The following is a 19,868-nucleotide window of genomic DNA, read 5'->3' as shown; positions in this document are numbered from 1 at the left end:
GCACGTAAAGAACGGGGACGGCTGCGGCGTGAGAGCGAGGACCCCCTACGTCCGCTTCCCGATCTCCTCGCGCAGCACGTCGGAGACGACCTCGCCGTCGGCCTTCCCGCGGAGCGCGCCCATCGCCTCGCCCATCAGCCCCGAAAAGGCACCCATCCCTTCGTCCTCGATCTGATCGGCGTTGCGCTCGACGACCTCCGCTACGGCTTCCCGGACCTCGTCCTCGCTCACGCCCGAGAGCCCGGCTTCCTCGACCGCCTCGGCCGCCGATAGCTCGGGGCCCTCCGCGAGCGTCGTCAGCACTTCCGGGACGCCCTCTTTCGCGAGGTCGCCGTCCTCGACGAGCTCGAACAGGTCGAGAAAGTGCTCGTCGGTCAGGTTCTCGACGGGCGCCCCCTCCCGGCGGATCTCCGTCGTCGTCGACTCCAGCGTCGACGCGGCGAAGGTGGGGTCGACGCCGCGGTCGACAGCGGTCTCGAACAGGGGGAACCGCTGGCCGAACGCGACCTGCTCGGCGAGGCCGGCGTCGAGCCCGAACGCCTCCGTGTACCGCTCGGCCTTCTCGTCGAGCAGTTCCGGTCGCTCCACGTCGGAGGGGTCCGGCTCGACCGGCGGCACGTCCGTCTCGGGGTACATCCGCGCGGCGCCCGGCAAGGGGCGGAGATAGCGGGTGGTCCCGTCGTCGTTCGCGCCGCGGGTCTCCTCGGGGACGCCCTCGACGGCGGTCTCCGCGCGCTCCGCGGCGGCCTCGATCGCGAGGTCGGCAGTCTCGGGGTCGGCCGCGACGATGGCGACCGCGTCATCCTCCCCCGCCCCGACCGCGTTGCGGAGGGCGTCGACCTCCGCCGCGGTAACGCCGTACGCCGGCAGCTCGTCGGTGTGGAAGATGCCGCCCGCCCCGTTGCGCTTCGCGTGGTCGGACAGCTCCGTGCCGAGCCGGCGGTCCGATTGAATCTCGCGACCGACGAGCCCGTCGAAGCCGAACAAGGGAACCGCTGTCACCTTGCCGCCGGAGTCGAGCGCGCCGCGGATCACACCCGACTCGGTGTCGGCGAAGGTATCTGTCACGTCCGAGACGCCGCCGACGCTCGCGTCGCGCTCGCGGAGTTCGTCGCGGATGTCAAGTAGTTCGGCCTGTCGACCGACCTCGCCGCGGACGATGTCCTCGATCCCCTGCAGGTCTTGGACGCCCTTCACCTCGACGCGGGCGCCGTCGGCGATGGAGACGTTCACGTCCTGGCGGATCGTCCCCAGCCCGCGCTTGACCGCGCCCGTCGACCGGAGCAACATCCCGATGCGCGCCGCGGCCTCGCGGGCGCCCTCTGGGCTCCGGATGTCCGGTCCCGTCCCGATTTCGACGAGGGGAACGCCGAGCCGGTCGAGCGAGTAGACGACGCCCTCGTCGGTCTCCTCGACGCGCTTCGCCGACTCCTCTTCGAGCATCAGGTCCGCGATCGACACGCGCCCCTCGCTCGTCTCGATCTCGCCCTCCTGCCCGAGCAGGATCGAGCGCTGGAACCCGGAGGTGTTCGAGCCGTCGATGACGAGTTTGCGCATGACGTGGGCCTGATCGACGACGGAGATGTCGAGCAGGTCGGCGATCTGGAGGGCCACTGAGAGCGCCTCGCCGTCGACGCGGCGGGGCGGCTCGTCGTCCTCCTCGACGAGGCAGGTGGTGTCGTACGCGAGGTAGGTGAACTCGCGGTCGACGCGGCTCTCCTCCATCGCGGCGTCGTCGAGCTCGCCGAGTTCGCTCTTCGTCGGGTGGAGCTGCCGGGTGATCTCGCGGTCGGCGTCCTCGGGGTCGCGCTCGGTCGTCGGGGAGTCGCAGAACAGCTTCGTCGCGCTGTCGAGCTGCTGGTGGATCTCCAGGCCGGCGACGAGCCCCAGTTCCTCGTGGTCGTACTCGGGGGTCGCGTCCGTACTCATTACGCCTCACTCCGACGGCGCGCGACTAAAAGGGTGGCAGTTCGCGCGAGTAGTGATCGACCGTGAGTGTGGGCGTCATGGACCGAAGACTGGACCTGGTTTATAAATAATCACGGCTGTGGCGCGCCTGCGAGCGGTCGCCAGCGGCGACCGCGAGACAGCCCGCGAGGGAGTCGGTGGTCCGGAGCGAAGCGGAGGACCACCGACGAGGCTGGGGAGGCGTGAGGCTGTGGTGTTGTGCGGTCGGGTGGGACTCAAAGGGGCAGGCGCGAGGGCGAAGCCCGACGACGCAAGGACCGCAGGAAGCGAGCAATGCGAGCGACTGAGGACCGCAGCGAGTCGCGCGAGCCGTCGCGGCTGGGGCTTTGGAGGTGTTCACCGTCGATCTGCAGTCAATCGTTTATAAGCGAGCGGCTGGGGTTTGCGAGCACCTTAGAGCCGATCAGCAACAAACGCGCACAGTAGCGCTGTCGCTCAGTGTGTAGCGTTCGAACGAAATTATGCGTGGGTGCTGTCGTAGAGACAACACCGTGCATCGTTGGGGGTGTGCCCCGAGCGATGCGTGGGACCGGATTTGAACCGGCGGACCTCTACAGGACAGCGCCCTCAACGCTGCGCCGTTGGCCTGGCTTGGCTACCCACGCTCGCGGTGTTCTGTCGCAACTCCACGTACCCTTCCCCTAATTAAAAGCCCTTCCATTCGAGCGGAGCGTGTCGGCGGTTGCCATCGACGGAAGCGACGGCCCGGAGCGATGCGGTCCGCCCAAACCGGCACGCGTTTGAGAGTGGCGCCCGTCCCTCTCTCTATGTCCGAGTGGGCCCGCGAGAACGTCCCGTTGCTGACCGCGCTCCTGTCCGTCGTCGCGCTCGCGCTCGTGTTCAGCGCCGTCGGCGGCGTGATCCCGAGTCGCGTGCTCCCGCGCGCGAGCGACACTGTCCTCGACGCGCTCCCGCACCTCAACGCCGTGATCTCCGCGGCCGCGATCGCCACCATCCTGCTCGGCTGGCGGGCGATCTCCCGAGGAAACGTCCGGCGCCACAAGGCGTTCATGCTCTCGTCGTTCGGGCTGTTCGTCGCGTTCCTCGCCGGCTACCTCTACCGGCTTATCCTCGTGGGAACGACAGAGTTTCCCGGCCCGGAGGCCGTCTACAGCTACGTCTACCTCCCGTTCCTCTCGGTCCATATCCTCCTCGCGATCGTCTGTCTCCCCTTCGTCTTCTACGCGCTGCTGCTCGCCGCCACCCGCCCGTACGAAGCGCTGTACCACACCCGACACGCGCAGGTCGGTCTCGTGGCCGCAGTGCTCTGGCTGATCTCCTTCACGATGGGAATTGGTGTCTACCTGATGCTGTACCACGCCTTCTGAGGCGTCTGTCTTCGAGTCGCGCGACGAACGTTGAAGCCATCGTCACCCGTACAGCCGGACGTGCTGTTCCCGACCCACCTTCTCGTCGCCGTCGGCGTGAGCCGGCTGACGGGGCACCCGCGAGTCCAGCGAGCCCTCCCGCGCGCGCCGACGCTCTCGGCGGGATGGCTGGTCGTCGGGGCCGCGCTCCCGGACGTCGTCGACAAGCCGCTCGGCGCGCTCGGGGTCGTCGACACCTACCACTCGGTCGGCCACACCGTGCTGCTCGTTCCCCTCGCCGTCGCCCTCGCCGTGAGGCACCGACACGGGCTTGCGCTCGCGGTCGGCTGGGGGTCGCACCTCGCGCTGGACGCGTTTCACGTCGTCGTGAACGGGCGAGCGAGCGACGCGCTGTTCCTCGCGTGGCCGGTTCTCATCCGGTCCGACCCGCTCGCGATTCCGCCGGGCGAGTTCGCGCGGTTCTACGTCGGAAGCGCGTCGTTTTACGTCGAACTACTGCTGTGGCTGGCGGCCGTCCTGATCGTGTCGCGGTCGCGGTTCCGCGTCGGTCGAGAAGACGGTCGGTGACTCCTCTACTCTTCGCTAGCCATCTTGTGGGCCGCGTAGAACAACGGGACGAGCAGCGCCCCGGCGAAGCCGAGCGCGAGCGCAAGCGCCCCGATGTCGTTGGCGGAGAGGTCGGGGGCACCGGACCCGCCGTCGGATGCGTTCCCGCCGTCAGTGGCGTTGCCGTTTCCCCCATCCCCGCCGTCGCCCCCGCCGGGCGTCACAAGGTCGTCGTCGACCGATCCGATCGCGACCGCGCCCTTCATGCCGACCGCCTTGTGCGGGGTGCAGTAGTAGTTGAACGTGTCGCCCTCGGCGGCGTCGTCGAACGTGTACTCGAAGGTGGCACCCTCTTCGCTGACCGTCTCGCCGCTGTCAAACGTCTCGTCCTCGGCGACGACGTTGTGCGCGCCCCCCTCGCCCGTCCACTCCCAGACGACGGTCGTTCCGGGGTCAACAAGGATCGCGGCCGGACCGAACCGCAACCCGTTGACCGCGCCGACGGAGACCATGACCTCGCTCTGGCCGGTGTAGTCGTGAGTGCCGTCGTAGTTATCCACGTCGTCCAGGTAGCCACCGTACTGGGCGGCGACGGTCCCTGACCCGGCGGAGAGGCCGGTCGCGGCGGCGGCGCCCGCGGCGCCCGCCCTGAATAGCCCGCGGCGACTCATCGTCGCGTCGTCGGCGTCAGATGTCATACGGGTATCTCCCGGCGTGGGTGTATTTAAATTCCCGATTCCGGCCTCGCCCCGCGAGAGCACGCCGGCGACGGCGAACGGATCGGTCGGGACGAGGGGCGGCGACTTATTCAGTCGTCGGCCGGAGTCGGGTCGGGCGCGGCGCTCTCGATCTCGCGGTCCGCCTTCTCGCCATCCACGTCGAACGGGTACTCCCCGGTGACACAGCCCAGACAGAGGTCTGCACGGCTCTCGCCGAGCGCGTCGGCGACGGCGTCGATCGAGAGGTACGACAGGGAGTCGGCGCCGACCTCCTCGCGGATCTTCTCGGTGGAGGTGTCAGCGGCGATGAGCTCCTCGCGGGTCGCCATGTCGATCCCGAAGTAGCAGGGGGCGACGATCGCCGGCGCGCCGATCCGAAGGTGGACCTCCTCGGCGCCCGCCTCACGGACCAGTTCGACGAGCTGCGTCGAGGTGGTCCCTCGGACGATGGAGTCGTCGATGATAGTGACCGACTTGCCCTCCACGGTCGATCGGATCGGGTTGAGCTTCAGCCTAACGGCGCGCTCGCGCTCGTCCTGCGTCGGCATGATGAACGTCCGGCCGACGTACCGGTTCTTCATCAGCCCCTCGGCGAACGCGATACCGTCGTCGCCCTCGGCGCGCGGCTCGCCGTCCGGGGTCGTCTCGCCGGCGGCGTCGGCGTAGCCGGAGGCGAATGCCCGCCCGGAGTCGGGGACCGGCATCACCACGTCCGACTCGACGCCGGACTCCTCCCAGAGCTTCCGCCCGAGCTTTCGGCGCACCTCGTAGACGAGGTTCTCGTCGATCACGGAATCGGGGCGCGCGAAGTAGACGTGTTCGAAGAAGCAGTGGGCGGTCGACTCGCGCTCGACCAGCTGATACGTGTCGTAGCCGCTCCCGTCGGGGTCCAAGACGACCAGTTCGCCGGGGCGTACATCCCGAATGAGTTCCCCATCGAGGGTGTCGATCGCGGCGGATTCGCTGGCGAGGACGTAGCCGCCATCGATCTTCCCGAGACACAGCGGGCGGTTCCCGAGGGGATCTCGCACGCCGAGGACCGTGTCGTCGTGGGTGATCGTCAGCGAGTAGGAGCCGTGGATCCGGTTCATTGTGTGTTTGACCGCTCGCACGAGGTCTTCCTCGAGGAGATTACGTGCGAGGTCGTGGGCGATCACCTCGGTGTCGCCGTCGGAGGTGAACGCGTGGCCGGCCGCCGCGAGCTCCTCGCGGACCTCGTCGGCGTTGACGAGGTTCCCGTTGTGCGAGAGCCCGAGCGACCCGGACTTAAAAGAGACCGAGAACGGCTGTGCACAGCTCTTGTCGAGGCTGCCGGCCGTCGGGTACCGGACGTGGCCGATGCCGGTGCCGCCCGACAGCGACTCCAAGTCCCCCTCCTCGAACGCGTCGCCGACGAGCCCGCGCTCGACGTGGCTGTGCTGTTGGAACCCGTCATGTGTGACGATCCCCGCGGACTCCTGTCCCCGGTGTTGGAGCGCGTACAGCGCGTAGTACAGCGGTCGCGCGGCCTCGCGGTCAGCGAGCGAAACGCCGACGACGCCGCACTTCTCTCGCGGCTCGTCAGCGGTGTGGTCCCCACCGGCTTGCATATACACGTCAATGGAGCGTGAGTCGATAAAAACCCTCGTGTTCGTGGCACAATGGCCCGTTTAAAGACCGATTATATGCGCAAACGTGGATCGTATTTGGCTACGTTCCAGACTCGACGTTCGTCTACTCCCCGCCGACGTACTCGTCTAACCGCTCGAAGTACGCCTCTCGAGGCACCTGATAGGCGGCTCGATAGTCCACGTCGCCGGCGGCGAACCGCTCCGCGACATCGACGGCGGCGGCCGCACCGGCCTCGTGGCTCTCGTGCGTCTCCGAAATCGCCTCGATCTCGGGTTCTAAGAAGAAGACGACATGCCACTCGTCGGTCGCGTACTGACCTGATCCGGGGCGCGCGTTCCGCGCGCCGTTCGTCAGGTAGATCGTCGGGAGGCACTCGGCGGGGAGGTCGTCGCCGCCGAAGACGTCCGGGCGGTACACGAGGATGGCCCGGCCGCTCGGCTCCTCGTTCCACACCCGCCAGCCGTCCGCCAGTGCCTCGAAGCTCATACGCGGAATCAGGGGCCGAGGCTTGAAAAGACCGCGCTATGGGCGGCACGACGCGACCTCGTCGATCGCGGCGACGGACGGGCTCAGTCCACGATATCGGAGCCGCCAGCCGGAATGAACTCCTGCAGCAGGTCCGCGCTCGCCACCTTCCGAACGAACGACTGGTCGGCGAAGCGCTCCTTCAGCGTTCGGTACGCCATCATCGCGGCGTCGTTTTGCGCGTACATCCCGGGCTCCAGCGTGACGCTCGTCGCGGTGCGGTCGACGATCGCCGAGGGCGGCCCGCCGATGGCCTGCGTGACGGGTTCACACTGGACGCCGACAGCGATTCGGCAGGGAACGTCCTCGAAGTAGGTGCGGTCGCCGCGGATCACGAAGCTCCCCTTCTCGATGTACTCGCCGCTCTCGGGGGTCTTCGACACCTGATCCGGCTCGACCATGTACGCGTCGCCCGCGCCGCGCCCGTCCTTCCAGTCCGACGAGTAGGAGACGGCGAACTGCGCGGCCTCCCGCAGGGTCTCCTCCGAGAAGTCGACCGGATCGGCCGACTCCGAGGGGCCCGCGGCTTTCAACAGCGTCACCGGCCCCCCGTGCGCCTGCGTGTGGAAGAACCGGTCGTGTTTGCCCATGTACTTCTTGACGAGCTCCTCGTTCTGGTCCGCGTTGCGCCCGCCGATGACGAGGTAGCCCGTCGAAGTGTGGAACCACCGGAAGCGGTCGTACCAGTCGTCGGGACTCCGGATTGGGATCGAGGAGCGCGAGAGCCAGTCGGTCTCGTACTCCTCGTCGTCGCCGTCTTTGTCCTCACCGTCGGAGCCGTCCCCAGCGGTCTCGTCGTCGGCCGCCTCTTTCGCCTCCCACTCGGCCTTCCGCTCCGTGACGGCCTCCAGCTCTCGTCGGGTCGACTCGATGGCCTCCATCGCGCCCTCCTTTTTACCCTCGATGCGCTTCGCCTCTTGGTAGAGCCGGTCGGCGTTGACCTCCACGCCCGCGCTCGCGTCGAGCGGAACGCGGACCGAATCGCCATCGTCGTCGTCGAGTTCGACCGTCACCGTCCCCTCGCCGCCGTCGACATCGACGACGGCCTCCGCCGCGGGGATCCCCTGCTCTGCGCCGGCGTCGAGGGTCTCGGCGATATCGTCCCACGGCACGTCGCTCTCGCGGGCCTCCCGCACCGTCGAGAGCACCTCGTCGACGAGGTCGTACCGGGCGTAGAGTAGCTCCGCGCGCTCGCGCTCCGCTTCGGCCTGTTCTTCGAATCCCTCGATCGCCCCCTTCTGTTGTTCGATGATCCGCTCTTGTTTGGCGATCTCCTCCTCGAATTCGGGGCGGGACGGGCTGGCGTCCGCGGGGGCCTCTCCCGCATCGGTCTCCTCGCCTTCGAGCCGGTAGAAGTACTCGTCGACAGCGGTGTTAAAGGAGTCGAAGCCGACGCTCGGGAGCCCCTCGTGCTCCGAGAGCGGGAAAGGCGTGACGTCGACGACGCGGGGGTCGCGGTCTTCGTCTCCGTTTTCTGTGTCTCCATCGCCTCCGTCCAGTTCTTCCTCATACACCCGCGGGTCGATATCGCCGGAGCGGAGCCGGTCGCCGATCCGTTCGAGCGCCTCGTGGAGCGCGCGGAGCTGGTCGTCGGTCGCTTCGTCGATGGCGGTCTCCTTATCGACGCCCGCACGGGTGCACACCTCTTCGGCGTAGAGCCCGCCGAGGTTGAGCTGCGTGGCGAGGGTCCGCACCACGTCGCTGTCGGATTCGCGCATGTGCCGTTTGAACCCGCCGAGGCTGACGTCGAGGGGGTTGAGCCGCGAGGCGGGGTACTCGTACTGTGCGCCGGGCGCGACAGTCCGGGACTTGAGCCGGACGGTCGACAGCGACCCGACGACCTCGCCGGTCTCGTCGAGGGCAGCGACGTTCCCCTGCCCGAACAGCTCGGCGACGAGCGTGGTGTTCTCGTCCTCGCGCTCGAACTCGAACGTGAGGATCCGGTCGAACTCGTACTGCTCGACGCCCGCGAAGTCGGCGCCGGACATCCGGTTTCTGAGCATCTTCGCGAAGTTCGGTGGGCGACCCGGGGCGTCCGCGACGTGCTCGGCGTCCGCGACGTGGGCGCGTTTGATGTCCCCGACCTCGATCATCAGCTCGACGCGGCCGCGGTCGAAGTCGCGGAGCTTCAGCCGGAGCAGGTCGTCGTCGTAGAGGTACGCCTTGTCGACCTTCGCACCCTCGTACCGATTGAGCTCGGTGACGAGGGCCGCGAGGTCGATGCTCGACAGCTCCCGCTTCTGGTCCATACCGTCCCAACAGGCGGCCCGGAAAAAGGGGTGTCGTTGTGGCTGAGTGAGACCGCCGGGTCGTATTTCTCGACGATTCGACGGCTCTCGCCCACTTGAGAAAATTCATAAATATAATCATGCACAAATTATATATATGAATATTACTACGAACGTGATGTATGCCTAACACATCCAAGCGAACGTTTCTCAAACTGAGCGGATCGCTACTCGGGGGGATCGCCGTCGGGACGACGGTGACGGCCGCGGAGCGAACGGATCGGTTCATCGTTTCGACGGAGGGGAACGCCGATCTGAGCGATCTGACGGTGGTCCACGAGATGCCCGGGATCAACTACGCGGTCGTCCGGGGCGCCGAATCGGACGTTAAGCGTTCCGTCAGCAGTTACGCGGCGGACGTACAGATCGAACTGGACTCGCCGAACGTGAACGAGGAGGCGCCGACGCTGGACGCCTCCGACTACGAAGGACAGCCGGGCGACTTCCTCCAGTGGGACAAGGCCGACCTCGACGTTCCGAAAGCACACGAGACGACCGAAGGGGAGGGGACACGGGTCTCGATAATCGACTCGGGGGTCCTTGAGACGCACCCGGATCTAGCGGGACCGTTGAACGTCGACCTCTCTCAAAACTTCACCGACGACGGCGGAGACCACAACCCCGTCGGCGGCGGCGATCACGGAACCCACGTCGCCGGGATCGTCGCCGCGGACAACGGCGCCGGGGTGGGCGTCAACGGGACCGCTCCGAAGACCGAACTCGTCGACTGCCGGGTGTTCTCGGCGGAAGGCGGCGCGACCTTCGGCGACATCCTCGCCGCGATCGTCTACAGCGTCGAGATCGACGCGGACGTAGTGAACCTCTCGCTGGGAGCGTATCCGATCCCGCGACAGGCACAGGGGCAGTTCTACGGAAAGGTGCTCAACAGCGCGATGACGTACGCGAACAAGGAGGGGACGCTGCTCGCCATCGCGGCCGGGAACGACAGCGCCGACCTGCAACACGACAAGAATCTCGTCAGCCTGCCGAATGAGGGCGCACAGGCGGTTTCGGTGTCGGCGACCGGCCCCATCGGCTACGGCTGGGACGCCGACGCCGACGGCGACGGCGAGCCGACCGACGTAGCGTCGCCACCCGAGAGCCCCGCGTTCTACACGAACTACGGGACCAACGCCATCACACTGGCTGCGCCCGGTGGAGACGCCGATCTCGCTGCCATCGGCTCTGGCGTTCCGTGGTTCAACGATCTCGTGTTCAACACCGTGTACACGCACAACGGTTCGCTCACTTCCGGGACGTTCGGTCCGAAGGCCGAGGAGTACAGCGGGGACGTCACTGCCACGTGGAGCGGTGACTACGACGGCAACGTCACTGTCAAAGGCTCTCCCCCACACACGACTGACGACGTTCCATGGTACTCCTCAGTCGGGTTTGGCGGTGTCGAGTTCGCCGTTGACGGAGACACATTCACCGGCGACGAAACGATAACCGTCAACTACGAGGCCGGTCCCGACCACGAACGATCGGCACCGGATTGGATATCGGTCTATCTGGTCGCGCCGCCAGCTGACGACGATGACGACCCGACGAACTACGTCGCGATCGACTGGCAGGTGTCGGCGTCTTCGGGCTCGACGGTGTCTTGGGCCGCGAGCGACACGTTCGGTGACGGTCCCGGCGGCGTGTTCAAGGCAGCCGACATCGCAGAGATATTCTCGAACCCCGATATCGACCCGTCGTCTCCGAACGCGACGGAGAGAGACATCGTCGATTCCGCGGTAGTGACCGGCATCGGCGTCTTCAGCGGGGGTGGCGTGGGTCGAGGTGACTCGGTCGACATCACGTACTCCGGCGTCACGTTCGAGGGGGACGATCTCTTGATCTCGCAAACGCCAGACTACGGCTGGAAGGCCGGCACGTCGATGGCGGCGCCGAACGTCGCGGGCGCTGCGGCCCTCGTCAAGTCGGCGAACCCGAACTACAACGCGAATCAGGTCGAGGCCGCACTGAAGAAAGCCGCCGAGGTTCCCGACAGCTACGGGAAGGAGTACTACGGCGCAGGGTACTTAAATATCGTCGACGCGCTCTGACTGCCGTCGGTATCTCCGTTCTTCCTGCTACAGCCGCTTCGACACGTACGGCCCGTCCTGGTGGTACCCGAGCTTGGTCCGGTAGTACTCGCGGGCGCCGATCCCCGAGATGATCGCCATCTTCCGGTAGCCGGCGTCGCGGGCGAGTTCCTCCGCATGTTCGAGGAGCTTCGTCCCGTACCCCTGGTGTTGCCAGTCGCCGTCGCCGCCGATGGCGACCTCGCCGCCGTACACGTGCAGCTCGCGGATCAGCGCGGCGTCCTCCAGTTCGCGGCGGATCGCGTCGTCCTCGGAGCCGGGCGCGCCGGGTTGGTCGGGCGCGAACGAGGGGAACCGGAGGCGACAGAACCCGACGAGCAGGTCGCGGACGGGGTCCTCGAAGGAGATGAAGTGTTCCGTCCCGCCGCCGGCCTCGTAGGTCACCACGTCGAGTTCGATGTCGTCCGGGTCCGGGTCGGCGTCGTTGTGTCCGACCTCACGGGCGCGGATGTCGCGCTGGACGATCCCCTTCTCCTCGGCCCGCTGATCGGCGAGCTGTCGGAGGTTCGACTTCCAGACGCCGCCCTCGATGAAGTCGGCGGGGATGTCGCGCTGGACGCGCTGGAGCCGCGTGTACTTCGGGATCTGGTCCATCGCCTCGGCGACCACGTCGGCCGCCTCTTCGTTCGAGAGCGGCTCGAACGAGTCCTGCCGCCACCGGTCGTACACCCGAGTCCCCTCGACGACGAGTGTCGGGTAGATCTTCAGGTAGTCCGGTCGCCAGTCGGGGTTTGCGAACAGCTGGCGGAAGTCCTCGATACACATCTCGCGCGTCATCCCCGGCTGCCCAGGCATCATGTGGAACCCCACCTTGAACGCGGCGTCGCGCAGGTGGCGGTTGGCGCTGCGGCTCGCCTCGTTCCCGTGCCCGCGGTGCATCTCGCGGTTGATGCGCTCGTAGGTCGTCTGGACGCCGACCTCGACTTTGGTCCCGCCGAGGTCGAGCATGCGGTCGATCTGTTCCGGATCGCACCAGTCCGGCTTCGTCTCGAACGTCGTGCCGATGTTGCGAATCTCGTTGGTCTCGTTTGCCGCGATCACGTCTTCGAGGTACTCGAACGACGTCTCCTCGGGGTCGGGCGCGAACGATTTCTCCTCGGCGGGTTCGGGCTCCTTGTCGAGGTCGTAGTCGTTCATCGCCTGCAAGGCGCGCTTCACGAACCACTCCTGGTAGTCGTGCGAGCGCGCGGTCATCGTCCCGCCCATCAGGATGAGCTCCACCTTGTCGACCGGGTGGCCGATCTTCCGGAGCTGTTCGAGCCGGAGCGTGACCTGCCCGTACGGGTCGTAGTCGTTCTGCTCGCCCCGTGCCGCGGCGGGCTCGTGACCCGTGTACGACTGCGCCGAGGAGAACTCGGAGGCCGGTCCGCCGGGACAGTAGAGGCACTTCCCGTGCGGGCAGAGCTTCGGCGAAGTCATGATCGCGACCGGCGAGACGCCGGAGGCCGTCCGGACCGGCTTCCGTTGGACCACCTCGATCACGTCGTCGCGGGCCTCGGTCGGGGCGTGGTCCAAGATTTCGGTGTTCTTCGGCACCTTCGGCGAAGAAAACTCCGAGCAGGCGTCGAGCTTGGCGGACTCGAGGTCGTCGCGGTCGATCTCGCCCGCGAGGATCCGGTCGACGAGGTGCTCGCAGGTCCGGACGAAGGCCTCGGGCTCGGCGTCGGTCGCCTCACCGCCGGATTCCTCTCCGGCGTCGCCATCGCTCCCGGCGTCCGCGTCACTCGCCGCGTCGGTACTCATTACCCTCCGATCGACGGGTTTCGGAGTTAAGGGTGTCGCACCGAGAGAACCGGCCGGTTTTAGGTCGACGCTCGCGTAGCCGCCGCCGTGTTACGCAAGGACCTCCTGCGCGTCTCGCGGGCCGGCGGCGGGTACCGCCCGCGCTTTACGACCCGCGAGCACCGCCCGCTCGCGGCGCGGGTGCTCGGGACCTTCGAGTCCCACGTGGGAGAGCGGCGCGGCGACCTCGACGACGCCCTGGCGGAACTGGAGGCCGACGCCGCCGGGTCCGGCGGCGACTTCAAGCTCGTCCGCGGGCTCGCCGCCTTAATCGAGCGCGAGTGCGCCTTCGAAACCCGGGCGCCGGTCCCGCCGCGTCGCGTGCGGCGCGCCGCGTTCGAGGCCGCGGAGACGGTCGGCGTCGCGAGCGAGACCGAACGCGAGGAGGCGATCGACCGGGCCGCCGACGCGCTCGGGGTCGACACCGGAGACGTGGAGAGATCGCTGTACGCCGACCGCGACGTCAACGAGGTTCTCGTCGACGCCGACGTGCGGTGGGACCCCGACTCGCTCCTCGAACAGTACGATCTCTCGCTCGCCCAGACCGCCCTGTTCGACGCCACCGAGGTCCGGGTCCGATCGAACGACCCGAAGCGGCTCGTCTCGGCGGTCAAGCGACTCCGACTGATGTACGAGGTAGAGAAGACCCCCGAGGGCCGGGAGCTGGTCGTCACTGGGCCGGACGCACTCTTCTCGCGCACCCGACGCTACGGGACCGCCTTCGCGCGGCTGCTCCGGACCGTCGCGGAGTCGGCGGAGTGGGAGCTGTCGGCGACGATCGACGATCGCGGCCGCGAGCGCACCATGCGCCTCTCCGACGGCGACGTGGCGGTACCGGGCGTCGAGCCGGTCGCAGAGCCCGACTTCGACAGCGGCGTCGAGGCCGACTTCGCCGGTCGGTTCCGCGGGCTCGACCTCGACTGGACCCTGGTTCGCGAACCGGAGCCGCTCGAAACTGGAACCCGGGTGATGATTCCCGACTTCGCGTTCGACTACGACCACGCCGACTTCCGCCTCTTTTTCGAGGTGATGGGCTTTTGGACCCCCGAGTACGTCGAGAAGAAGCTCGGCCAACTCGCCGGCGTGGAGGACGTGGATCTCTTGATCGCCGTCGACGAGAGCCTCGGCGTCGGCGAGGCGATCGCCGCGCGTGACCACCGCGTGGTGAGCTACTCGGGGACCGTCCGGGTGAAAGCGATCGTCGACGTGCTCCGCGAGTACGAGGCCGAGTTCGTCGCAGACGCGGCAGACGACCTCCCCGAATCGCTCTCACCGGACGCCGACGCGATCGGGCTCAACGCGGTCGCCGACGACTACGGCGTGAGCGTCGAGGCGATCGAGGACAAGTCGTTCCCGGACCACGAACTGGTTGGGAGGACGCTCGTGCGGCCCGCGGTGTTGGAGGCGGCGAGCGAGAAACTGGAAGCCGGGATGGCGCTCTCGGTGGCCGAGGGGGTCCTCGACGAGTACGGCGTCGATGACGCCAGCGCGGCCCTCTCGCGACTCGGGTTCCGCGTCGAGTGGGAGGGGCTCGGCGGCGGGACGGTCAGACGGAAACAGTAGCGTGGCGACCGCGGATTCTCTGGGCCTAAAAATGAGGATACTTTTATATATCTTGCGAAAGCGGTTATTAAATTGAGGACACCGATGGTTACCAACATACAGACACAATTACTCGGAAGAGACGTATCGTTCCCGGTAGAGGAGTCGCGATTCGCGTACTGGCTCGTCGTGATGCGCCTGATCGTCGGCTGGTGGTTCCTCCACGCCGGGCTCGACAAGTTCCTCGGGTGGCCCTTCGACGCGAGTTGGTTCGTGGGCGGCGCGGCCGCCCAGACGACGCTCGGTCCGGTCGTCACGCTGTTCTCGGACGGAGTTCTCCTGTCGTTCACCAACGTCATGGTTCCGCTCGGACAGACGCTGATCGGGTTGGGGTTGATCGTCGGTGCGCTGACGCGGCTCGCCGCGTTCTTCGGCGCGTTCCTGATGACGTTCTTTTACTTCATCAACGGCGAGACCGGCGGCTGGGCCCACGGTGTGATCACCGGTGACCTGCTTGGCCTGCTGATCTTCGCGATGATCGCCACGCTCGGTGCCGGACGCGTACTCGGCGTCGACGCCTATCTCGCGAAGACGGCGTTCGTCAGGGACCACCCGCGGATGCGGTACCTCATCGGGTAACGAGGTGACAAAATATGACTGAACTCACTACAATGGAACGAGTCGGACTGTACGGCGGCGCAGTATTCCTCCTGATCGGTACGGTCGGGATGGGGCTGTTGGAAATCATCGCCGGAGCGCCCCATCCGGTGTCGGGGGAAGGGCAAGTGGTCCACGAGACGCTGATCAGTCTCAGCGTCCGGTCGTACACCATCCTGCTCGGACTGGTGCTGCTGGCGGCGTACGGGATCAGCAACCTCGCCACGAAGCCGCCGAAAGACACGTCGATTTGAACCGCGCGTCGTGCCGGGGCGCCATCGGTGACCGGCGTTCCGACGAACCGTATTTTTAAGGGAAACAGGGAGACCGCTTACTCGACGACCGGCAGGTCCGCCCGGCTCCCCTTCGGGACCACGGAGCGGAGTTCGTCGTAGAGGTACAGCCCTACGCCGATCGGCGCCTGCTCGCCGGCGACCTCGTGGGTCGCGATCAGGTATCCCCAGTCGCCGTCCCACGCCGGGAGGTCTTGGTCGTCGCCGGCGATGAAGGCGACGGCCTGCTCGGGATCGAGTTCGATCACGTTTTTCGTCGCGTGATGGCCGAACCGGGTGACCGCTCGGCTCGTCGGCTTCCAGTGCTCCTGTCGCGTCCGGAGGAGGGTCATCCCGATCGCCTCCACTTCGCTGGGGTCGGTCGCCTCGCCGTTGAAGATCCAGACCTTGCCGGCGCCCTTCTCCCAGAAGCTGTACCCCTCGAGAACGCTCGCGTCGATCCCGAACCGTTCTTGCCACCAGTCGAGCACCTCCTGCCGGCTCGCACGCCCGTCGACCTCGCGCTCGGCGGGGGTCTCGGGGAGCCGATCGAACTGCTGGCCGTCGTTGCTGGGGGAGTCGGCGGTCACGCTTCGACCTCCGTGTTTTCGTCCCCACCGACGCACAGCTTCGCGCAGAAGAACCCGCCCGTGTCGTTGTGGTGCGGGTAGACGCGGTGGGCTCGCGTCACCGACTCGTCGAACGTCTCGCCCTCCCATTCGGTGACGCCGGGGGCCGCGTCGAGCGGGAGGTCGAACTCGACGATCTCGCAGTCCTCCGCCGCCAAGACGTGATCGAGGACCGCCTCGTTCTCCTCGGGCGCGAACGTGCAGGTGGAGTAGACGACGGTCCCGCCCGGTCGGGTCGCCTGCACGGCGCGCGCCAGGATTCCCTTCTGGATCCCGGCGACGCCGTGAACGTGGTCGAGCGTCCACTGGTCGACGACGTCGGGGTTCTTCCGGCAGGTCCCCTCACACGAGCAGGGGGCGTCGACGAGCGCGCGGTCGAACTCGTCGAACGCCAGCGGCTTCGTCGAGAAGTTGCGCGCGTCCTGGTTCGTGACGATCGCGTTCGTGATCCCGAGCCGCTCGGCGTTGTGCCGGAGCGCGGAGAGCCGCCCGAGGTTGTTGTCGTTGGCGACGATCGTCCCCTCGTCGTCCATCGCGTCGGCGATCTGGGTGGTCTTGCTGCCGGGCGCCGCGCAGGCGTCCCAGACGCGCTCGCCGGGCTGCGGGTCGAGCGCGAGCCCCGGGAGCACGGAGACCTCCTCCTGCCCGTGGGTCCAGCCGTGGACGTACGGCCAGTTCCCGCCGGGGTTGCCGTCCGGGAGTCGAAAGAGGCCGTCGTGCCAGTCCACGGGCTCGTAGGCGACGCCTTCCTCGTCGAAGGCCTCGCGGACGCGGGCCGGCGAGGCCGCCATCTCGTTCACGCGGACGACCGACGGCAGCGGGCGGTCGCAGGCCGCCCTGAACGCCGACGCGTCGTCGACGAGCGGCTCGTACCGCTCTAACGGATTCATGACACCCCTTGCGCGCCGGGCGGTTAGTCGGTTTCGGGACGGAGACAGACAGGTACCGTTCCCGCCTCAGTCTGGATTGTACGGATCAACTGCCGTATCGAGTCGATAGATATCTGTGACCGCATCGAAATCGTCGTCGAGGGCGTAGAGGTAGCCGAGACCCTCTGTCTGCATGTACGCGACGATACAGGCGTCGACGAACGATAACGGCTCGTGCCGTCTGAAGAGGGCTTTCGCGGCAGCGAGCGCGTCCGCCGTGAGTGATCCGACGTGGAACCGGGAGTTCTCTTCGATCCGATTAAGGAGGTCGACGGCCGCGTCGTGGCCTACGTGCGTCGTGAGCCCGTTGAGCGTTTCCGCGAGCACGTAGTCGAGGATCACCGCTTCAGGCAGCGATCCGTCATCAGCCCCGCGGAGAATCGGAAGCGCGACGTCGTGGGCGCTATCGTGTCGGTAGGCCGCCGCAAAGAGGACCGTCGTGTCGATGAGTGCGCGGGGCATTCACTCGGTGTCGACTCCCCACGCGTCGTGATCCGCCGTTACGTCGGTCGCCGCTCCCCCGTCGTATCCGTCGAAGTCGCTGAACGTTCCCGAACGCTGTTGGACGACGTGGACCCGGACGGTTCCGTCGTCTTCGAGATGCCACCGGAGCTGGTCGCCGTCGTCGATATCGAGTTCGCGACGAATCCGAGCGGGGATATTCGCCTGATTGCCCGACACCTTGCTTTCGGCGTCGACTCGATCGGTGCTCATACCTTTTGGTACGAGATCGGCCGTGAAAAGTGTAGTGTGTCGATACACTAGTTGGGGTGCGGAGGGGACAGCCGACCACCATCTCGCGCCCTACCTTTAGGTCGCTGCCCGGAGTACGAGCGCGCATGGCACGTATATCCGTACTCGAGGACGATATTACGCTGGACGAGCCGACGCTGGTGGAGGGATTCCCCGGCGTCGGGCTCGTCGGCAAGATCGCGACGGACCACCTGATCGAGGCCCACGACATGGTCCACTACGCGAACGTCCACTGCGATGGCATCCCGCGGGCGGTCGTTTACCACGAGTCTGACCCGTCGCTGACGACGCCGGTCCGGCTGTACGCCGATCCCGAACGTAACCTGGTCGCGCTCCGCAGCGACGTACCGGTGAACCCCGACGCCGCGACCGAGGTCGCCGGCTGTCTGGACACGTGGTTCGCGGAGACCGGCGCGTTCCCCGTCTTCCTCTCCGGGCTCGGTCGCGAGAAGGACGAGGCGCCTCCCGATCTGTACGGCGTCGCGACCGGAAACGGCAGCGATGCGCTGTCCCGAGCCGACATCGAGGAGCCGCCGGAGTCGGGACTCGTCTCCGGGCCGACCGGCGCGATGCTCGCGGAGTCGCTGGAGCGCGGCCGCGACGCGGCCGGGCTCGTCGTCGAGTCGGACCCGCAGTTCCCCGATCCGGAGGCGGCGCGGGTGCTCATCCTCGACGGCATCGACCCGGTCGCCGGAACGGAGACCCCGACTGAGGGGCTCGTCGATCAGGCGACCGAGATCCGGAACGCGAAGCAGGCGTTCGCGAAGCAGATGCAGGAGGCGACAGAAGAGAGCTCGCAGGCCGAGCCGCTGAAAATGTTCCAGTAAGGCTCACCGAGCGCTGACGGTGAGCGGGCGGTCACTCCCCGTCCTCGAGTTCGTCGAGGATCGGTCGATACTTGAGCTGGACCTCGTCCCACTCGCGGTCCGGGTCGGAGTCGGCGACGAGCCCGACGCCCGCGAAGAGGGTCGCTTGACGGGCGGTCGCCACCGCGGACCGGATCGCGACCGCGAACGCCCCGTTGCCGGCGGCGTCGATCCAGCCGACCGGCGCCGCGTACCAGCCGCGGTCGAACGGCTCCGTGTCGTGGATCGTGTCGAGCGCGCGGTCCGGCGGGAGCCCGCCGACCGCGGGGGTGGGGTGGAGCGCCTCGACTAAGTCGAGGACGTGGCGGTCCGCGCTCAGCTCGGCCGTGATCGGAGTGTGGAGGTGTTGGACCGTGGCGAGCCGTCGGACGCGACGCTCGCCCGCGGAGATGGAGGCCGCGAACGGCTCCAGCTGCTCCCGGACGGTGTCGGCGACGAGCTCGTGTTCATGGACGTTCTTGGCGTCGTCGAGCAGCTCCTGTGCGAGCCACTCGTCTTCTGCGGGCGTCTCCCCGCGACCGGTCGTCCCCGCGAGCGCGTCGGTCTCGACGGTCCGGCCGCGCAGCGCGACCAGCCGCTCCGGGGTCGCGCCGAAGAAGGCGCTCCCACCGGCGTCGGGCTCGAAGTAGTAGCGATGGCAGTCGGGGTACTTCTCCGCGAGCCGGTCGAGCGTCGCCGCGCGCGGGAATGCCTCACCCAGGTCCGCCTCCAACGCCTGCGCGAGTACCACTTTTTGCAGGTCGCCGCCGCGGATCCGGTCGACCGCGGCCTCGACGCTCTCGCGCCACGCCTCCCGGCTCGTCGTTCGGCGGGTCGCCGCGATTCCCGGGCGCGGCGGGCGGTCGCCCGACGCTGTGAGACCCCCGATCCGATCGCGCTCCTCGGCGAGTCGCTTCTCGACCGCATCTGGATCGGCGTCGTCGCCGACCGCGTTCACCGTGAGCCACGCGCCGTTGGTCGCGAACGTGACCTGCACGCGCGGAAGGACGAACCGCGCCTCCGGGAACGGTCCCCACGGGTCGCCGTCGCACCCGCCCTCGTGGAAGGCGAATCCCCCGAACAAGCGCGGGCGAGCGGCCTCGGTCCCGGCGTGGACGTCGCCGGAGTCGAACAGGTCGTCGGCACCGGTGCGGATCGCGGCGAAGCGCTCCGGTCCGCTCGCGGTCACGGTCGCGGCCGCGCCGCTCGCGAGTACGAGCGCGTCGCCGGGGGCGTTCCACGTCGTTCGCGGCGCGGGGAGCGCGTCGAAGGCGGCCGTGAACGCGGGCGCGTCGATCTCGACCGTTCGGCTAACGAGGGTCGACGCCGGGGACGAACGCGCCCATTCCATTGCAGTTAGATCGGGTCTGGGGAACCTTTATCC

General features: G+C 67.5%; 18 protein-coding genes and 1 tRNA gene. 7 read left to right on the top strand and 12 right to left on the bottom strand.

Annotated elements, in window-relative coordinates; translation table 11 throughout:
- Positions 1 to 45 precede the first annotated feature (45 nt).
- Together gatE and ACNS88_RS12440 are read right to left on the bottom strand one after the other, a co-directional pair.
- Positions 46 to 1,929: a Glu-tRNA(Gln) amidotransferase subunit GatE gene (gene gatE, locus ACNS88_RS12445; protein WP_435098065.1), complete on the bottom strand. Its 1,884-nt coding sequence runs from the start codon at positions 1,927 to 1,929 to the stop codon at positions 46 to 48.
- 559 nt (positions 1,930 to 2,488) lie between these two features.
- A tRNA-Leu gene (locus ACNS88_RS12440) sits at positions 2,489 to 2,573 on the bottom strand.
- A 162-nt stretch (positions 2,574 to 2,735) separates the two neighbouring features.
- Between ACNS88_RS12440 and ACNS88_RS12435 the strand changes: the two genes are divergently transcribed.
- Positions 2,736 to 3,296, top strand: a complete 561-nt coding sequence (locus tag ACNS88_RS12435) for a DUF420 domain-containing protein (protein ID WP_435098063.1) — start codon at positions 2,736 to 2,738, stop codon at positions 3,294 to 3,296.
- 60 nt (positions 3,297 to 3,356) lie between these two features.
- Entirely contained in the window at positions 3,357 to 3,863 is a 507-nt protein-coding gene (locus ACNS88_RS12430; protein WP_435098061.1) for a metal-dependent hydrolase, read from the top strand.
- A gap of 5 nt (positions 3,864 to 3,868) precedes the next feature.
- Here ACNS88_RS12430 and ACNS88_RS12425 read toward each other — a convergent pair whose 3' ends face one another.
- From ACNS88_RS12425 to rqcH, 4 genes are all read right to left on the bottom strand, one after another.
- Entirely contained in the window at positions 3,869 to 4,540 is a 672-nt protein-coding gene (locus ACNS88_RS12425; RefSeq protein WP_435098059.1) for a halocyanin domain-containing protein, read from the bottom strand.
- Positions 4,541 to 4,650: 110 nt separating this feature from the next.
- Positions 4,651 to 6,150, bottom strand: a complete 1,500-nt coding sequence (purF, locus tag ACNS88_RS12420) for an amidophosphoribosyltransferase (protein ID WP_435098057.1) — start codon at positions 6,148 to 6,150, stop codon at positions 4,651 to 4,653.
- A gap of 124 nt (positions 6,151 to 6,274) precedes the next feature.
- Positions 6,275 to 6,658 carry a DUF5820 family protein gene (locus tag ACNS88_RS12415; RefSeq protein WP_435098055.1) on the bottom strand — a complete coding sequence of 128 codons (384 nt, stop codon included), beginning with the start codon at positions 6,656 to 6,658 and terminating at the stop codon, positions 6,275 to 6,277.
- 83 nt (positions 6,659 to 6,741) lie between these two features.
- Entirely contained in the window at positions 6,742 to 8,946 is a 2,205-nt protein-coding gene (gene rqcH / locus ACNS88_RS12410; protein ID WP_435098050.1) for a ribosome rescue protein RqcH, read from the bottom strand.
- Positions 8,947 to 9,107: 161 nt separating this feature from the next.
- Here rqcH and ACNS88_RS12405 point away from each other — a divergent pair, with 161 nt between their 5' ends.
- Positions 9,108 to 11,036: a S8 family serine peptidase gene (locus ACNS88_RS12405; RefSeq protein WP_435098045.1), complete on the top strand. Its 1,929-nt coding sequence runs from the start codon at positions 9,108 to 9,110 to the stop codon at positions 11,034 to 11,036.
- 27 nt (positions 11,037 to 11,063) lie between these two features.
- On the opposite strand, the gene ACNS88_RS12400 is transcribed toward ACNS88_RS12405, so the two are convergent.
- Positions 11,064 to 12,818: a tRNA uridine(34) 5-carboxymethylaminomethyl modification radical SAM/GNAT enzyme Elp3 gene (locus ACNS88_RS12400; RefSeq protein ID WP_435098042.1), complete on the bottom strand. Its 1,755-nt coding sequence runs from the start codon at positions 12,816 to 12,818 to the stop codon at positions 11,064 to 11,066.
- A gap of 87 nt (positions 12,819 to 12,905) precedes the next feature.
- Here ACNS88_RS12400 and ACNS88_RS12395 point away from each other — a divergent pair, with 87 nt between their 5' ends.
- From ACNS88_RS12395 to ACNS88_RS12385, 3 genes are all read left to right on the top strand, one after another.
- Positions 12,906 to 14,420, top strand: a complete 1,515-nt coding sequence (locus ACNS88_RS12395) for a DUF790 family protein (protein WP_435098039.1) — start codon at positions 12,906 to 12,908, stop codon at positions 14,418 to 14,420.
- 84 nt (positions 14,421 to 14,504) lie between these two features.
- Positions 14,505 to 15,038 carry a DoxX family protein gene (locus tag ACNS88_RS12390; protein WP_435098036.1) on the top strand — a complete coding sequence of 178 codons (534 nt, stop codon included), beginning with the start codon at positions 14,505 to 14,507 and terminating at the stop codon, positions 15,036 to 15,038.
- Between the two features lie 14 nt (positions 15,039 to 15,052).
- Positions 15,053 to 15,310 carry a hypothetical protein gene (locus ACNS88_RS12385; protein ID WP_435098033.1) on the top strand — a complete coding sequence of 86 codons (258 nt, stop codon included), beginning with the start codon at positions 15,053 to 15,055 and terminating at the stop codon, positions 15,308 to 15,310.
- Between the two features lie 77 nt (positions 15,311 to 15,387).
- On the opposite strand, the gene ACNS88_RS12380 is transcribed toward ACNS88_RS12385, so the two are convergent.
- From ACNS88_RS12380 to ACNS88_RS12365, 4 genes are all read right to left on the bottom strand, one after another.
- The gene (locus ACNS88_RS12380; protein WP_435098030.1) at positions 15,388 to 15,918 is read right to left on the bottom strand and encodes a DUF7122 family protein; all 531 of its coding nucleotides are present in this window, start codon (positions 15,916 to 15,918) and stop codon (positions 15,388 to 15,390) included.
- A complete protein-coding gene (locus ACNS88_RS12375) occupies positions 15,915 to 16,847 on the bottom strand; it encodes an RsmB/NOP family class I SAM-dependent RNA methyltransferase (RefSeq protein WP_435098027.1) in 933 nt (310 codons plus the stop codon). Before ACNS88_RS12375 ends, ACNS88_RS12380 begins: the two co-directional genes overlap by 4 nt.
- A gap of 66 nt (positions 16,848 to 16,913) precedes the next feature.
- Complete coding sequence (locus tag ACNS88_RS12370) at positions 16,914 to 17,348, bottom strand: PIN domain-containing protein (protein ID WP_435098024.1); 435 nt, start codon at positions 17,346 to 17,348, stop codon at positions 16,914 to 16,916.
- On the bottom strand, positions 17,349 to 17,600 hold the full coding sequence (locus tag ACNS88_RS12365; RefSeq protein ID WP_435098021.1) for an AbrB/MazE/SpoVT family DNA-binding domain-containing protein: 252 nt from the start codon (positions 17,598 to 17,600) through the stop codon (positions 17,349 to 17,351).
- 125 nt (positions 17,601 to 17,725) lie between these two features.
- Between ACNS88_RS12365 and ACNS88_RS12360 the strand changes: the two genes are divergently transcribed.
- A complete protein-coding gene (locus ACNS88_RS12360; protein WP_435098018.1) occupies positions 17,726 to 18,466 on the top strand; it encodes a proteasome assembly chaperone family protein in 741 nt (246 codons plus the stop codon).
- Positions 18,467 to 18,497: 31 nt separating this feature from the next.
- On the opposite strand, the gene ACNS88_RS12355 is transcribed toward ACNS88_RS12360, so the two are convergent.
- Positions 18,498 to 19,835: an isochorismate synthase gene (locus ACNS88_RS12355; protein ID WP_435098015.1), complete on the bottom strand. Its 1,338-nt coding sequence runs from the start codon at positions 19,833 to 19,835 to the stop codon at positions 18,498 to 18,500.
- Between the last annotated feature and the right edge of the window lie 33 nt (positions 19,836 to 19,868).

The sequence above is a fragment of the Halorubrum shenae genome, from assembly GCF_051194165.1.
Lineage (GTDB): Archaea > Halobacteriota > Halobacteria > Halobacteriales > Haloferacaceae > Halorubrum.
The sequence above is the reverse complement of the archived record's forward strand: the minus strand, read 5'-3'. Positions and strand labels throughout refer to the sequence as shown.

Bases quoted from the DNA above. Each gene is read 5' to 3' on its own strand.
- ACNS88_RS12400 (WP_435098042.1), bottom strand. From the start codon at position 12,818: ATGAGTACCGACGCGGCGAGTGACGCGGACGCCGGGAGCGATGGCGAC.
- ACNS88_RS12435 (WP_435098063.1), top strand. From the start codon at position 2,736: ATGTCCGAGTGGGCCCGCGAGAACGTCCCGTTGCTGACCGCGCTCCTG.
- rqcH (WP_435098050.1), bottom strand. From the start codon at position 8,946: ATGGACCAGAAGCGGGAGCTGTCGAGCATCGACCTCGCGGCCCTCGTC.
- purF (WP_435098057.1), bottom strand. From the start codon at position 6,150: ATGCAAGCCGGTGGGGACCACACCGCTGACGAGCCGCGAGAGAAGTGC.
- ACNS88_RS12405 (WP_435098045.1), top strand. From the start codon at position 9,108: ATGCCTAACACATCCAAGCGAACGTTTCTCAAACTGAGCGGATCGCTA.
- ACNS88_RS12415 (WP_435098055.1), bottom strand. From the start codon at position 6,658: ATGAGCTTCGAGGCACTGGCGGACGGCTGGCGGGTGTGGAACGAGGAG.
- ACNS88_RS12355 (WP_435098015.1), bottom strand. From the start codon at position 19,835: ATGGAATGGGCGCGTTCGTCCCCGGCGTCGACCCTCGTTAGCCGAACG.
- ACNS88_RS12365 (WP_435098021.1), bottom strand. From the start codon at position 17,600: ATGAGCACCGATCGAGTCGACGCCGAAAGCAAGGTGTCGGGCAATCAG.
- gatE (WP_435098065.1), bottom strand. From the start codon at position 1,929: ATGAGTACGGACGCGACCCCCGAGTACGACCACGAGGAACTGGGGCTC.
- ACNS88_RS12370 (WP_435098024.1), bottom strand. From the start codon at position 17,348: ATGCCCCGCGCACTCATCGACACGACGGTCCTCTTTGCGGCGGCCTAC.
- ACNS88_RS12385 (WP_435098033.1), top strand. From the start codon at position 15,053: ATGACTGAACTCACTACAATGGAACGAGTCGGACTGTACGGCGGCGCA.
- ACNS88_RS12360 (WP_435098018.1), top strand. From the start codon at position 17,726: ATGGCACGTATATCCGTACTCGAGGACGATATTACGCTGGACGAGCCG.
- ACNS88_RS12375 (WP_435098027.1), bottom strand. From the start codon at position 16,847: ATGAATCCGTTAGAGCGGTACGAGCCGCTCGTCGACGACGCGTCGGCG.
- ACNS88_RS12425 (WP_435098059.1), bottom strand. From the start codon at position 4,540: ATGACATCTGACGCCGACGACGCGACGATGAGTCGCCGCGGGCTATTC.
- ACNS88_RS12390 (WP_435098036.1), top strand. From the start codon at position 14,505: ATGGTTACCAACATACAGACACAATTACTCGGAAGAGACGTATCGTTC.